The organism is Rhizobium pantanalense, from assembly GCF_030182525.1.
Taxonomy (GTDB): Bacteria; Pseudomonadota; Alphaproteobacteria; order Rhizobiales; family Rhizobiaceae; genus Rhizobium.
In genome coordinates, this window is sequence record NZ_JAQJCH010000006.1 from 516,177 (window position 1) to 531,616 (window position 15,440).

A 15,440-nucleotide genomic window follows, 5' to 3' on the forward strand; every position below is an offset into this window, starting at 1 on the left:
CGCAAGCAATAGCTGCGATCTTCGACTTGGATTGAAGGGTGTAAGAGATCGCATATTGCATCGGTTGTTGCGCTGCCGCATATTGGTTGCACACGCATTTTTTTGTCGATAACAACCACAGATAATAACGTGTGCAGTTGATATTGAATTTGGCCGGTTTGGTGCCCTTCTTCGAGTATTGCTGAGAGAACATGACAGTTGAAATTATCGGACGCGCAAGCGTCGCCCCAGGGGCGAGTTCGATTGAAGAACTGCAGCTTGTCCTCAAGGAGGGGCGCTGTACCGTAAGCCGCATACCAGAGGAGCGCTGGGATCTCGCGCGCTTTTGGCATCCGGCTGTTGGTATTCAGGGGAAGACTTACAGTTTTGCAGCCGGCGTTTTCGATAATGTCTACGCCTTCGATCCCGCGGTTTTCGGCCTTTCCCAGCGCGAAGCGATGCAGATGGATCCGCAGCAGCGCATCCTTCTGAATATAGTCTGGCGCGCTTTGGAAGATGCAAACTTGCCGATCGATGGATTCGAGGGGCAGCGCGTCGGTGTCTATGTCGGGGCATCCTCCCTTGAATATGGCAATCTGACGCTGGAAGACCCCGCTTCGGGCAGCCCGTATTTCATGACGGGCAACACGCTTTCCATCGTTTCCAACCGTATCTCCCACATATTCGGATTGCGCGGACCGAGCATGACGATCGACACGGCCTGTTCGTCGTCGCTGGTCGCGCTCGATCAGGCGGTGAAGGCGTTGGAGAACGGCGAGATCGATACGGCGATCGTCGGCGGCATCAATATCCTGCTCAACCCCATGTCCTTCGTGGGCTTCGCCCAGGCGCGCATGCTATCGCCGGAAGGGCTCTGCCGCGCCTATGACGACAACGGCCGCGGTTACGTTCGTGCAGAAGGTGGTGCGGCGATCGTATTGCGCCGGACGGACGTTGCACTGCGCGAGAAGGACCGCAGCTATGCCAGGATCCATGCCGTAGGCGTCAATTCTTCGGGACGCACCAACGGCATTTCCATGCCGTCCCGCGAGGCGCAGGCCGCTTTGCTTCAGTCGATCTATGAAGGCCGCAATATCGATGTCAATCGCATCGCCTTCATCGAGGGGCATGGAACGGGGACGAAGGTCGGCGACCCCGCCGAAATATGGGCGATCGGTGAAGTCATAGGCCGCAATCGGCGGGCGCCTGTGCCGATCGGCTCGATCAAGACGAATATAGGCCATACCGAACCGGCATCCGGCCTCTTCGGGCTGCTGAAGGCCGTCATTGCGCTTGAGAATAATTTCCTTCCGGCTTCACTGCATTTCGATCACCCGAATGAGTCTATCGATTTCGAGGGACTGAACGTTCGGGTCAACACATCAACGATCGAGCTTCTTCCGGCCAAGCAGGCACGCTTTGCCGGGATCAATTCCTTCGGTTTCGGCGGAACGAATGCTCACGTCGTCATCAGCGATCCCGATCCGATTGCGCCGCCGGAGCCGCCAATCCGGGGCGATGGGATCGTTTTTGCCGTCAGCGCTCATACGGCGTCCGCTCTTTCGACACTGCTCGAAGACTACAGGACCCGTCTTGAAACTGCCGAGCCCAAGGAGGCTCGTCAGATCGTTGCTTCCGCTGCCGCCAATCGGGAACCCATGCGCCATCGTTTTGCTGCCCGTGCGAAGGACGGCGCGGCTGTGCTTGCCGCGATCGATGCGCATCTCGCAGGCAAAAATTCGGTCGGCGAGGCAGGCGAAGCTCCGGCGCAGGCCGCCAAGATCGCTTTCGTCTTTTCCGGCAACGGCTCGCAATGGGCGGGAATGGGTGTCGGCGCCTATCAGGAAAATCGCCATTTCCGGCAATGCTTCCAATCCTTCAGCGCACTTTTCGAATATTATCTCGGCGAGAAGCTGACCGATGTACTCGTCGCTTCCGATCTTGCAGCACGCCTGGCCGATACCAAGATCGCGCAGCCGCTGTTGTTCGCAATCCAGGCTTCTCTTTCGGATTGTCTATGGTCCATGGGGGTCAAGCCCGATGCGGTCTTCGGCCATTCGGTCGGCGAAATCGCAGCCGCTTATGCCGCCAAGGCGCTGACGGCTGCCGAAGCGGTTGCCATCGTCGCCAAACGCTCGCTGCATCAGGATCTCCTCGCTGGTGAGGGCAGGATGGCCGCCGTGGTGCTTGGCGAGGATGCCGCGCTAGCCTTTGCGAAATCCAGGGGTCTCGACAATATATGTATCGCGGCGATCAACGCGCCGAATTCGGTAACGATCTCCGGTCCTGCCGATGAGATAGAGGCCTACAGGGACGCTGCGCGCAAATCCCAGATCGTCGCGCATGTTCTCGATATCAATTATCCGTTCCATCATCCGATTATCGACCGCGCCAAAGAGGCCTTTTTCGCGGACTTGCCCGATCTCGCACCGGATAGCGGCACGGGGATTTTCATTTCGACGGTAACAGGTGAATTGCGTGACGGGCGCCTGCTGGATACGCAATATTGGTGGCGCAATGTTCGCGATCCCGTGCTCTTCAAGGCCGGTTGTCAGGCCGCGATGGCGATGGGATGCAACCTCTTCATCGAGATTTCGCCGCGCCCGATCCTGTCGAACTATGTGGCGGAGATCGCCAAACAGGCATCGGTTCAGCTCATTGCGATACCGACCTTGCTACGGGAGGCGCCTGTTGCCGATCATGATCCCGTTTCGCAATCATTTGCGCGGGCAGTCGCCAATGGAGCGCCTGCGCTGCGTGCCCGCGGCAGCGCCACCCGCAACGCCTTCGTCAAACTGCCGTCTCTGCCTTTCGAGCCAGTGGAGCTTCGCACCCCTCCGACGACGGACGAGATCGATATCTTCGGTCGAGATCGCAAGAGCCCATATACGCTGCTCGGTTGGCGCGCCGATCTTAATGGTTCGAATTGGAAGAACCATCTCGATGCCCGTCTCTTCCCGGACCTTGCGGAACATGTGGTCGACGGCAAGGCAATCATGCCAGGCAGTGGTTTCGTCGAGATCGTGGTAACGGCGGCGCAACGCTATTACGGGACGGATGAGGTTGAAATCGGCAATCTCGAAATCATCCGGCCGCTGGAATTGTCACAGGATCGAATGGTCGAGCTGTCGACCGTTCTGTCGCCTGAGACCGGAGATATCGAGATCCGGTCGCGCGAACGCCTAAGCCATGACGAATGGACGGTTCATGTGGTTGGACGTTGCCGCAAGCCGCTGGCGGGCGAGGGGACCGGCAAATCCCTTGAGCGATCGGGCACAGAGCGCAAATCGATGTTGACCTCCGATGTGACTTACGAAACGGCGGGACGTTTCGGATTGCATTACGGTCCGTATTTTCAGCTTCTGTCGAAAGCCGTGGCGTTTGGTCATCATGTGATCGAAGTGGACCTGAAGCCGGCTGCCCCGCCGTCTCATCCCTTCGCCAGCTATAATCTTAATCCCATGTCGGTCGATGCGGCGTTTCACGGACTCGTCGCATTGTTCGATCAATTCTCCGGCGACGAAACCGGTGCTCCCTATATTCCCGTTCATTTCGGCACCGTGAGAGCTTTCGGCAAGGGAAGACCGATCGTCAAAGCCGTTATCGAGATCGAGCGGTTTAGCGCGAATTCAATCAAGGCCCGTTTCACTCTGTTCGATGCAGACGGCAGGCCGGTCGTCGTTCTTGACGATTGCCGTTTCCGCCGCACGCAGCTGCGCCGCAGGGCAACGCTCGATTCCGTCGCCTTTCATTATGAGGGAGTGCCTTCAGCTCATTTCGCCCGCGGAGACAGACCTAGCGCCGGTACACGGTGGATTTCATCGCATGGCGCCTCCGATGGGAACCGTGCACTCAACAATGCAAGTCTTCTTCTTGACGCCGCGATCTATCGGGCCTGCCATGATATCGCGCTGAAGGTTGCGGACCGCAACGGTACTGTCGCATTCTCCGGCCTTCCCGGTGATCCCGAGTTCAGGTCTTTCCTCGTCAATTGCCTTTACATTTTGGAGGACGCCGGCATCGCGGAGACGGGGGACGGCAGGTGGCATGTACCCCTGGAGCCGACGCTGCCGCCGGTGGGGGAGCTGGTGCAGGAAATCTATCGCGAGGACGCCGGGCGCGTGGCCGAGAGTGTCCTCGTTGGCGACGCCTATCGCGAGACGCTCGAGCATCTGACGATGATACGCCCGCATGTGCTGGAGCGTGAGCCTGCGGCCCAGGGTGCAAATATGCCCGGTGGGGCGACGCTGGAGCATGTGCTTGTCCATTCTCCCTTGAGCCAGAGACGGCTTTCGATGCTGGCGGAGGCATTGGCGTCTTCCATCGAGGCCAACGACGGGGCGATCGGGCACGTTCTTGAGGTCGGCTCGGTATCGGTTGCTTTCAGTCGAAAGCTGGCAACGATCGCTGCGGCCGCAGGCGCATGTCTCGTGATCGCCGAGCCGCGCGAGCAAGCCCGTCGAGCATTGGAGATCGCCTTCGAGCGCGACGCGCATGTTATCGTTGTCGATCCCGTCAGGCTGACGGATCAGCACGTCGCCGACATCGTGGTCGCCTCCGGCGATCAGAGCCAGCATCTGATGCGCCACAATGACGAGATCAAGCGGATGGTCCGGTCGGTCGCCGCCAGCGGCGCGCAGCTGCTGCTCGTCGATCGCGCACCGAGCGCCTTCAATGATTTCGTCTTCGGTCTTTCCGAAGGCTGGTTTGCCGATAGCCAGTCGCCGGAATTCCCGGTCGGGCGGCTCGGCACGCCCCAGCAGATTGCCGATCTCCTCGGAACTCTGGGCTTTGCCAAGCCTCTGATCCAGGAACAAACTTTCCCCGAAGGTGCGCTGATTACGGTGTCGGCCGTCTCCGAGCGGCAGCCGGCAGAGGATATTGTCGTGGAAGCCGTCGATCCGATTCTGATCTTGTCGGAGCAGGGCCGGAAGGGTCTCGGCAAGCTGGGCAGGAATATAACGGTGATCGATCTTGGTGCATCGTCTCCGGATATTGTCGACGCTCTCGATACCATTGACCCGGCTACGCGCCGCATCGTTTATCTTGCGGATATGAAGCGCGGCGATGCAGCGGAACTCTCGTTGTCACGTCTCTCCGCCTTCGCGCAAATGGCGAACCTGCTGTCTCAGCACGCCGATGGAACACGGCCTCGATTGGTCATCGTGGCGCCCGGCGGCTCTCCGCTGTCGACTGGCTCCATCGATGGTGCCAATGCCGGCCTGTGGGCTTTCGGCCGTGTTCTTCAGAATGAATATGATGCCTTTGACGTGCACCTGCTGGATGCCGATATGGCTGGTAGTCGGGCGCTATCGGTGGTCGATGCCCTGATGGTCGCGGAAACGGACAATAGGGAATGGTTCCTGGATCATGCGACCGGAAGGGTCCGGGAAGTCCGAGCTGTGGCTGGTCCCTTCGATGCCATCGAAGCGAACCCCAGTGATTTCACGGCAGCAACGATCCGCCAGCATGTGAGCGGGCGCCTGGATAGCGTAGCCTGGGAGGAGACGGGCCTTCCTGCACCCGACCAAGGCGAGGTTGTCGTCTCCGTCGAAGCCACCGGCCTCAATTTCCGGGATGTCATGTGGGCTATGGGCGTTCTGCCCGAGGAAGCATTGGAAGACGGCTTTGCCGGCGCCACGATCGGCATGGAATTCGCCGGGCGAATTCTTGCCGTAGGCGATGCTGTCGATGATCTCAAGCCGGGCGATAAGGTGATGGGGATCGGGCCTGCCGCATTCTCGACTCATGTGCGTGTCTATCGCGACGGCGTGACAAAGCTGCCGGAGCGGATGGAAACCATTGCTGCCGCTACTGTGCCGGTTGCCTTTCTGACCGCCTATTATGCCATGGTCGAGCTTGGGCGCATTCAGCCTGACGAGAGCATCCTGATCCATGGAGCTGCCGGCGGCGTCGGCCTGGCTGCACTCCAGATCGCCAAGCACAGGGGGGCGAAAGTGATCGCCACGGCCGGCACGGTCGAGAAGCGCGGCTTCCTCAAAATGCTCGGCGCCGATCACGTGCTTGATTCCCGCTCTCTGGATTTCGTTTCCGGCGTGCGGCGGCTTACCGGCGGCGAGGGTGTCGACCTCGTTCTGAATTCGCTCTTTTCGGAAGCGATGGAACGGAGCATCGAGCTGGTCAAGCCTTTTGGCCGCTTCCTGGAGCTTGGCAAGCGTGATTATTACGTCGACCGCAAGATCGGCCTGCGTCCATTCCGGCGCAATGTCAGCTACTTCGGTATCGATGCCGATCAGCTTCTGGTCAATGTACCCGACCTGACACGGCGCATATTCAGGGAGATCGGTCAGCTTTTCGCCGAAGAAAAACTGACGCCGCTGCCGTATCGCGCCTTCGCTTATGACGAGATCGGTAACGCTTTCCGGCTGATGCAGAATGCCGGCCATATCGGCAAGATCGTGGTGCGCCCGCCTGTTGCGGGTGTCGACAATGTCCTGCGAGCGCCCGCGAAATCTCTGCGCTTCGATGCCGGGGGCGTTTTTCTCGTTGCGGGCGGCATTGGCGGCTTCGGCCTATCCGCCGCCGATTGGCTTGTTTCCAGGGGCGCGCGCCGCATAGCTCTGTGCTCGCGCCGAGGCATTGCCGATGCGGAAACGAAAAAGGCGATAGCCGATTGGGCCAAGCGGGGCGTCGTGACGACGCTGCATGCCTGCGATATCACCGATGCTGCCGCGGTCGAGACGCTGCTTGCCTCGCTTCGCGCCGAAGGAGCGCTGAAGGGTGTCGTTCATGCCGCCATGGTTCTGGACGACGCGCTGCTCGCCAACCTGACGCCGGAGCGCAACCGTCCCGTTCTCGAGGTCAAGATCCGTGGCGCCGAAAACCTGGATCGCTTGACGCGGGACGACAAGCTGGAGCTTTTCCTGCTGTTCTCCTCGGCAACGACCATGCTCGGCAATCCCGGCCAGGCGAATTATGTGATGGCAAACGGCTATTTGGAGGGCCTGGCGCGTGCGCGCCGCGCTGCCGGCAAGCCCGCGCTCGCCGTCGGTTTCGGCGCCATCGCCGACAAGGGCTTCCTTGCCCGCAATATCGAGGTCAATGATCTCCTTTCCAAGCGCATCGGTAAGGCAGCGCTGAAGGCGCGCGACGCTCTGGAGCAGGTCGAGCGTTATATGCTGGCGGACAGAGGCGCGGTCGATGCGGCGGCAGTCATGATCGCCGAGATCGATTGGAATGCCGTTCGCCTGCTGCCGATCTCCGGCCGGTCGCTGTTCGAGCCGCTGATGCGGCATACAGGCAGCCATCAGGCTCTGAACGAGGGAGATGGCATCGATCTCAAGGAGCTGATCAAAGGGAAATCGGAAGAGGAGGCTCAGGCCGTCCTGCATGCGCTCGTCGCTGCGGAGATTGCTGCCATCCTGCGCGTGACCGAAGACACGGTGACGCCTGACAAGGTGTTGAAGGATATCGGGCTCGATAGCCTGATGGCCATGGAGCTCGGCATGAGCTTCCAGCAGAAGACCGGCTTCGATATTCCTTTGAGCGGCGTAGGCGAGGGCACGACCGTGGGCGATGTCGTCAGTCGCTTGCGTGATCGAGTCATGAATCGCAGTGGTGATGATGCTAGTGGTGACGCGGCCGGAGACGAGGTGGTCGAGCGTCTGGCGCGCAGCCATGCCTCAGACCAGGAAAAAAGGGCCGTCCAGTGACCACGTATGATGCCGATGATGGCAATCCGGCGGAGCGGAAGAAAAGCAAGTTGCTCGAACAGATGCGCAGAGTTGGCGAATCCTCCGGCCGCAATCGGACCGAACGGTTGAACCGGCAGCCGCAGGCACAGCCGCGCCAGGTGACGCGCTTCGAGGATCTGCCGGAATACAAGCGCGTCGCAACGCAGCGCATCGCGGGAGAATTGCTTGGCGTTGCCAATCCCTTCTACCGGTCGCACGATGTCGCCGCGGGCGCGACGACCCGCATCGGCGGCCGCGAGTTCGTCAATTTTGCTTCTTATGACTATCTGGCGACCAATACCGATCCGCATGTTGCCGCACGTGCCAAGGAAGCGATCGACCGCTTTGGAATTTCGGCTTCGGCGAGTCGCCTCGTGGCAGGAGAGCGGCCTGATCACGTCGAGCTCGAGCGCAGGCTTGCCGCAGTCTATGGCGTCGATGCCGCTGTCTGCTTCGTCAGCGGCTATCTGACCAATGTCGCCGCGATCAGCTGCCTGATGGGGCCGCAGGATCTCGTGATCCACGACGAATTCATTCACAACAGTGCGCTTGCCGGCATCAAGCTTTCCGGCGCGGCACGCCGGCTGTTTCAGCATAATGATGTCGACAGCCTCGAAAATATCCTGAAGACGCTCTCATCGGATTTTCGGCGCATCCTCGTCATCGTCGAAGGCATCTATTCGATGGATGGCGATATTGCCGACCTTCCCGCCCTCCTGGAATTAAGGGCGCGCTACGGGTTTTGGCTGATGGTCGACGAAGCGCATGCGCTTGGCATTCTGGGCCAGACGGGCCGTGGCACGTTCGAGCATTTCGATCTCGATCCGCGTGATGTCGATATCTGGATGGGCACGTTGTCGAAGACGACCTCCAGCTGTGGCGGCTATATTGCCGGCAGCAGTGCACTTGCCGATATTCTGAAAGCGGAAGCCGGCGGTTTCGTCTATAGCGTCGGTCTCTCACCGGTTCTCGCCGCCGCCGCCATTGCTGGCCTCGATATCCTCGAATCCGAACCGGACCGAACCGAACGCCTCAGGCGCAACGGCCATCTTTTTCTCGAAGAAGCAGAGGCGGCGGGCCTCGATACCGGCCTCAGCATGGGCCATTCGGTGGTGCCTGTGATCGTCGGCGATTCGCTTCGTGCGGCGCAGCTTTCGAACGACCTGCTCGCCGAAGGCATCAATGTGCTGCCTATCATCCATCCGGCGGTGCCGGAAGGCATGGCGCGGCTCCGCTTCTTCATTACCTGCAATCACACCGAGGAACAGATCCGGCGGGCGGTCACGCTCACGGCCGAAAAACTCAAGAGTTTGGAGGACCGCAATTTCGGTCTTGCCTCGCTGGATATGGACAAGATGATGCAGCTGCTGCCCCTGGCTCAGGCTCCAGGCGGCTCATAAGTTCCGGGCGGTCGTCTCATGCACGTTATCGTCACGGGAGGTTCAAGCGGAATTGGTCTGGCGGTAGCGAAGCTTTATGCGGCCAGGGGCGCTCGAGTTTCGCTTCTTGCCCGCGATGTGGGGCGGCTCGAAGCGGCACGCGCCGAAATCGCAGCGCTTCCCGGTGTCGACGGCGCCTTCATCCGAACGACTTCCGCTGATGTGGCCTCGGCCGAACAGACCGCGGAGGCGGTAAAGCTTTGCGAGGCGTCCTTCGGTCCCTGTGATATCCTCATAACTTCTGCGGGTATCGTCGAGCCCTTCACCTTCGATGCGATGCCGACGTCGGTCTTCGATGAGCAGATCTCCATCAATGTCCTTGGGACGGCCAATGCGGTTCGCGCTGTTTATAAAGGCATGAAAAGCCGGCGCGGCGGCCGGATCATGATGATCTCTTCAGGCGCTGCCTTGATCGGTATCTTCGGCTACACCGCCTATTGCGCATCCAAATCTGCGTTGGAGGGTTTTGCCGAAGCGTTGAGTGCCGAGGCTGGTGCTTCGGGCGTAAAGATTTCGATCTGCTTTCCGCCCGATACGATGACGCCGCAATATCGCCGAGAAATCTCTCTCAGACCTCGCGAGGCGGAGGTGGTGATGGCGGCCGTCAAACCCTGGAGTGCGGAGGCGGTCGCGGCAAAAATCGTTGACGGTCTGGATCGCGGCAAGCAGAGAATCCATTTCGGATTTTCGCTGACGGCGCTTGCATTTTTCGGACCATTGATAAAACCGCCGCTACTATGGTGGTTTTCGCGCAAGACGCGAAAAATATTTGGTGGGGAGGGGGATCGCGGTCTTGCCGATACCGCCGAGCAAGGCTTTGATAGCGATAAGTAATACGAAACAACTACCGGTGTTGCGCTGTCGGTGAAACACGTGCAAGAGAAGGTAAGTCAGGGAATTGGCGGCCCGGTCCTCGCGGATATGAGAAATATCATAGAGGCGGCGGGCATTTGGATGGCGCAATCTTGAAGCTTCATGATTTTCCAGTTCTTTTGACGCTTGCCTGCTTCGCGTTTTCCTGCGTCATCGTCCTGCTAACCGATCCCTTCGCCATGCCGGCTGCCGTCACCGCCGAAAATCGCCCGAAAAGAAGCTGGCGGCGGGTAGTCTGTGACTGGGTGGCCAGGATTCCGGTCATCATATTGATCTATGTCGCCTTCTTCGCCATTTCCTGGCGCCCGCTCTATAGCACGCAGGCTGTCATCAGTTTCTTCGTCATCTTCACGGGCATATCGAGGGCGAAGTTCGAGTTTATCCGTGAGCCTCTGGTTTTTTCGGATATCGCGCTGGTCGTGGATGTTTTCAAATACAAGGAGATCTTCTACGCGACCTCGCTGAACATCGTCTTTTGGATCATCGCCTTCGCTTATGTTTTCGGCCTCAGCGGCCTTTACATGTATCTCGAGCCATCGGTTTTGCCGGCGTCGAACCAATTGTTATGGGTCCTGCTGATGTTGGTTGTCGCCTTCATGCCATGGCTCGCGCTGTTCAGCAGGGTCGTCAGCGAGCCGGTCTGCCGTTTCACACAGAAGTTTCTCGGCAAGGTTGACGTAAAGATCGATACGGTAAGGTTCGGCACCTTCGCCTCCGTCGTCTTTCATTTCGTCATCTGGGTCGGTGTCCGGCGCGAGGCCATCGTCGCGGAATTATCCGGGCGCTTCATGTCGGCGCTGCAGGAGCTTTGGGAACATGGCGAAGACGAACCGCTCATCGTCGTCTGGCAATCCGAATCCTTCATCGACCTCAGACATTTCGGTGTCGACAACATCAAGCTTCCCAATCTCGATCGCCTGCGCGAGCAGGCCGCACAATGGGGCCGCATGACCAGTGTCTTCGAGGGTGGTTATACGCTGCGAACCGAATTTGCCGTCTTGAGCGGGCTGCTGCCCGAAAATGTGCATATCGATGCCAGCTACCCCTATCTGCGCGCCAGCCACTATAAGGATGTGGTCTGGCCGGCGCGGCTGAAGAAGGCGGGCTGGAAAACGCAGTTCATCCATCCCTACGATAAAACGTTCTTCCTTCGCCACAAGGCGTTGCCGCAGCTCGGCTTCGACCGGATGATGATGCTGGACGAGTTCGATCACAATCCGGAACGCGATGGCCCCTATGTCAGCGATCTCTCGCTGACCAAGAGTGTGATTCGGACGATCGACGACGACGGCGTGGGCAAGAATTTCCTCTTCGTTGCCTCCATGGCGAATCATGGCCCCTGGGAGCCGGGCCGCTGTGGCGACCTCGTCAATCCGGTGGATATCTATGGCGAGCTCCTGATGCGCGCCGATCATGCGCTCGGCAATCTCGCCCATCACCTCGACAGGCTGGATCGCCCGGTCTGGCTGCTCTTCTATGGTGATCATGCGCCCTTGCTGAAAGCCTTTGCCGATCCTTTCCCCGATCCGCGCACCGATTACGTCATCGTTCCGCTAGGCCGCGCGCGCGCCCATTCGCAAAAGCCGCAGCCTCCGCAGGAAGAGGCGCCCTGGAATCTGATCGGCACATTGCTGCACTATGCCGGGCTTGCCACCGAGGTCGCGGAATGATGCCCAGCGGGGAAGGGGTCACGCGCCCGCGCGTCTTCCTCTTCCTGCAGGGTCCATCCTCGCCTTTGTTCGTCGAGACTGCCAGGATATTGGAAAAGGCTGGCGGCCGCTGCATCCGAATCAACCTGAATGCCGGGGACTGGATTTCTTGGCGCTGCCGCGGCGCCTCCAATTATCGCGGCAACTTTGCCGGATGGCGCGCCTATGTCAGAGAGCGAATCGAGGCCGAGAACATCACCGACCTGATCCTGCACGGCGAGGAGCGCCCCTACCATAAGATTGCCATCGAGGAGGCGCGGCGTGCCGGCGTTACCGTCAATGTCGTCGAGATGGGATATTTGCGGCCGGACTGGGTGACGCTCGAGCGAGATGGCCTCTCCTCAAATTCGCACTTTCCGGCCGATCCTGCCCATATATTGAAAGCAGCGTCCAAGCTGCCGGAGCCGGATTGGAAGCGCCGTTACAATCAGACTTTCCTGGCGGAAGCCCTTTACGATCTTGCCTATTATCTCCCGGCCGTCTTTCTGCGGTTCCTCTATCCAGGCTACCGGCGGCACGGACTCTACCATCCGCTAATGGAATATGCCGGCTGGCTGAGGAAACTTCCTTTCAGGGGCAGGAGGGCACGAGAGGCAGAGGGTGTGATCGAGGATCTGATTGCCGCCGGCAAGCGCTTCTTCGTTTATCCGCTGCAGCTTCAGACCGATTTTCAGTTGCGAGCGCACTCGCCCTTCCATCAGCAGCAAGATGCTATCCAGTCGATTCTTCGTTCCTTCGCGGAGTATGCGGCACCCGACGCGCATCTCGTCCTCAAGCTGCATCCGCTCGATCACGGGCTGGTGGATTGGCGCGGCTATGTCGACCGCATCGGCGCCTCATGTGGATTGTCTGCTCGCATTCATCTGATCGATGGTGGCAATCTCGATCGGTTGATTGCCGCCAGCCAGGGCATGGTGACGGTCAACTCGACGGCGGCGCTTTCCGCGCTGCAGGCTGGGAAGCCGGTCAAAGCGCTGGGAGCAGCGATCTACGATATAGATGGTTTGAGCGATCAAGGTAGCCTGGATCGATTCTGGTGCGAGCCGATCCCGCCGTCGCCGGAGCTATGCAGCGCATTCTTTCGCCTGCTGGCCGCGGCGGTACAGGTACGCGGCAACTTTTGCTCCGGGGAGGGTGCGCGCGCCGCCGCCGCGCAGATCGCGGAGAGATTGTTGTCGCGGACGGTCAACCTGCCGGATGCCTACATCGAGCCGCCGCCAAGGCAGCGACCGATAAAATTTCATGTGCCGTAATGAAGGTACAAGGAGATGGAAGAGGAATTGTTGCCCCTGTGAGGGTCTTCAGGCTGAAATTGACAACGAGGCCACTTACATGTGGACTGACACGGAACTCAGCGCAGCGATTCGACACTGGGAATGAATGTGGATAACGGTTTGCCGGGAGCAAACGCTATGGATGACAGCAAGATGGAACGATTCATGTTGAAGGAGCTGCTTGTTATCATAGCAGCCCTCGTGCTTGTTTCCGTCGTGCTTCTGGCCGTCATCATTCTCGGCAACTACTGAGCCACAGGTGTCGGGCGCACAAAGGCGCTCATCGCGATTGCTGTCTACAGCCGCCGATCATTCGAACTGACAATCAAATATGTAAAGAATGGTGGGCGATGAGAGCCCACAAGATAACCGACAAAACAATAGTTTAGCGGTAAGTGAGACATTTAAAAAAGTTGAGGCTTTTCAGTCTTTTGGAAATGGCAGTGTCTCACCAATCGAGGATGCTGCCCGCTGGCTTGTCCTCAATCGTTCGGCCGTCGTTGGCCCGGTTATACCCTTCCTGAAAGAAAAGTTCGGCCTATCGAACCCCGAAGCTATCGAGGTGAGGAAGGCCGCTCATGTGCTGCAGTACGGGAAAGTGCAATGACCGGCACTTTCCCAGTCAGCAACGCGCTGCTGCGCACGCGTATCTTGTCGCGCCCATACGATGAGCGCGACCGTTATTTTGAAACCGGACAGGGCACCAAGGCCGCAAGCAAGGCCTACGAAAAGCAATCGTCGGCGCGAGCCGCTGAACGTGTCGTGGCGAAGGCGCGCCGTCCTGTTACGTCTGAACAGCGCTCCAAGGAAATCCAGCGCCGCCGCAAATGGGCGAGTGCTGGCAACATGCCGCCCGAAATCCGTGGCTGCTATTCAGAAGCCGAACGCGCCGCCCTCGGCGTGATTGCGGATCGCTGCCGCAAAAAAGGCTTCTGCGATCTCTGCCTCGATGAGATTGCACGCTTAGCCGGTGTCGGGCGCACGTCGGTGCAGAACGCCGTCCGTAAGGCCCGCTCGAAGGGCACAGAGCATATCTCCGTTCGAGAGCGCCCGCAGCGGTTCGGCAAGAGCCTCACCAACATCATCAAGATTGTTTCGCTGTCGTGGCGTGGTTGGATCGGTCGGGCCATAGGGTTCAAAAGTTTGAACGCTTCAGTGACTAAAGTTAAAACCTCTCCTTCCGAGAGCGTGGAAACTGAAAAATCGGCTTTTGAGAGGGAGTGCGTGGCCTCCTTCCGTGATCTCTCAGATTGCCTGCGGACGTGGCAGGCCCGGCCCCCTGAGAAATGGTCGCGCTTTTGGCAGGCTTCGACCGTAGCCAGCGGCACGTGACCGAGCGCACGAGCATGGCCGAACTGAATACGAACACAATCAAAAGGCTGCGCAAGCTCCTACCGATGCTGACCAGCGATCAGCCGGGAGAAGTTCTTGCCACTGTGGCGGCGATCCTGCGCGCGTTGAGCGGTGCCGGCGCTTCGATACACGATCTGGTCGCGGCTTTGGGTAAGCCGCAAAGGCCGCGCGTCATCGAACGCATCGTCTACCGTGATCGTATCGTGGTGGAAGAGAGGATCGTTTACCGCGACCGAGAAGAAGCGCCTGAAGAGCTTGCCGGCGCGGCTATGTCGTCTGGTGAGGTGTTGCAGGCGGCGCGGATGCTGCTTGCGGACGCCTACCTGAATGATCGGGAGCACGACTTTGTTCGCAACATGCTGGCACGCGCCGAATGCGGCGGCGACCGGTTCGCCATCACACCAAGGCAATCCATCTGGCTTCGAGAGTTGACGGTTCGTCATCGCGAGATGGAGGCGAGCCATGGCTGACACCCCCCATTCAGGGACCGTGCGACCGAAGAGCCTGCTGGACGGGCCTGGGGGACTGCGCGATTTCGTCAGTTGCACCCTTCGCAAACGGTACACGGATACACGTGTGCACATGTGTTTTGCACGCATCTGCACGGGTGGCAGCCGTGATTAAAGCAAGCACCGACCCGACTACGACGCTGCGCTGGTTGGGGCAAATTGCGCAGCACGTGGAGGCAGGCCGTCCGCTCCCGTACCACCTCTCGCTCTTCCTGCTGCAAGGGCTTTCGCCCTTCCTCGAAACCGCTGGCGAAATCTCGCTCGATCAGGCCTTCGGAACGCGTCGCCACGGCGGCATCAGTGCCGCCAATGCGGTGAAGAACGCGCAGCGCGACGACATGTTGCGGCACCTGCGCAATATTCACCCGGAATGGAGCGCTCTTGCTCCGAGCGTTGCCAGTCGCCGCATGCGGCAAGCCTTCGAGCGCTACGAGGCCGGGCGTTGGAAACGCGAGAAAAGCGCCACATCCGCGCCGTCCTCCGAGCCGGCGACCACCTTCTGGCGCGTCCTCAACGCCGGAATGCGCATGCCGCAAGAAGCCCGCCTTCGCCAGATCCTCGAACGCGAAATTCAAGAGGCCGTTTGAATTTCAGGTCGCGGCTGGGATTT

9 protein-coding genes are annotated in these 15,440 nt (G+C 59.5%); all 9 read left to right on the forward strand.

The window, feature by feature from the left end:
• Positions 1-191: 191 nt before the first annotated feature.
• The 9 genes from PH558_RS18445 (at position 192) to PH558_RS18485 (ending at position 15,417) form a co-directional block, all read left to right on the forward strand.
• Positions 192-7,652 carry a type I polyketide synthase gene (locus PH558_RS18445; RefSeq protein ID WP_285205874.1) on the forward strand — a complete coding sequence of 2,487 codons (7,461 nt, stop codon included), beginning with the start codon at positions 192-194 and terminating at the stop codon, positions 7,650-7,652.
• 62 nt (positions 7,653-7,714) lie between these two features.
• Positions 7,715-9,073, forward strand: coding sequence for an aminotransferase class I/II-fold pyridoxal phosphate-dependent enzyme (locus PH558_RS18450; protein ID WP_244575317.1), 1,359 nt, complete (start codon positions 7,715-7,717; stop codon positions 9,071-9,073).
• A gap of 18 nt (positions 9,074-9,091) precedes the next feature.
• Positions 9,092-9,946 (forward strand): SDR family oxidoreductase, encoded by an 855-nt coding sequence (locus PH558_RS18455; RefSeq protein WP_285205875.1) that lies wholly within the window; start codon positions 9,092-9,094, stop codon positions 9,944-9,946.
• A 131-nt stretch (positions 9,947-10,077) separates the two neighbouring features.
• Complete coding sequence (locus PH558_RS18460; RefSeq protein WP_285205877.1) at positions 10,078-11,655, forward strand: LTA synthase family protein; 1,578 nt, start codon at positions 10,078-10,080, stop codon at positions 11,653-11,655.
• Positions 11,652-12,947, forward strand: a complete 1,296-nt coding sequence (locus PH558_RS18465; RefSeq protein WP_285205879.1) for a capsule biosynthesis protein — start codon at positions 11,652-11,654, stop codon at positions 12,945-12,947. Before PH558_RS18460 ends, PH558_RS18465 begins: the two co-directional genes overlap by 4 nt.
• A gap of 361 nt (positions 12,948-13,308) precedes the next feature.
• Positions 13,309-13,575, forward strand: coding sequence for a hypothetical protein (locus PH558_RS18470; protein WP_285205881.1), 267 nt, complete (start codon positions 13,309-13,311; stop codon positions 13,573-13,575).
• Positions 13,572-14,300, forward strand: a complete 729-nt coding sequence (locus PH558_RS18475) for a hypothetical protein (protein ID WP_285205882.1) — start codon at positions 13,572-13,574, stop codon at positions 14,298-14,300. Before PH558_RS18470 ends, PH558_RS18475 begins: the two co-directional genes overlap by 4 nt.
• Positions 14,267-14,791, forward strand: coding sequence for a hypothetical protein (locus PH558_RS18480; protein WP_285205883.1), 525 nt, complete (start codon positions 14,267-14,269; stop codon positions 14,789-14,791). Before PH558_RS18475 ends, PH558_RS18480 begins: the two co-directional genes overlap by 34 nt.
• Positions 14,792-14,937: 146 nt before the next feature.
• Positions 14,938-15,417: a hypothetical protein gene (locus PH558_RS18485; RefSeq protein WP_285205884.1), complete on the forward strand. Its 480-nt coding sequence runs from the start codon at positions 14,938-14,940 to the stop codon at positions 15,415-15,417.
• Positions 15,418-15,440 lie beyond the last annotated feature (23 nt).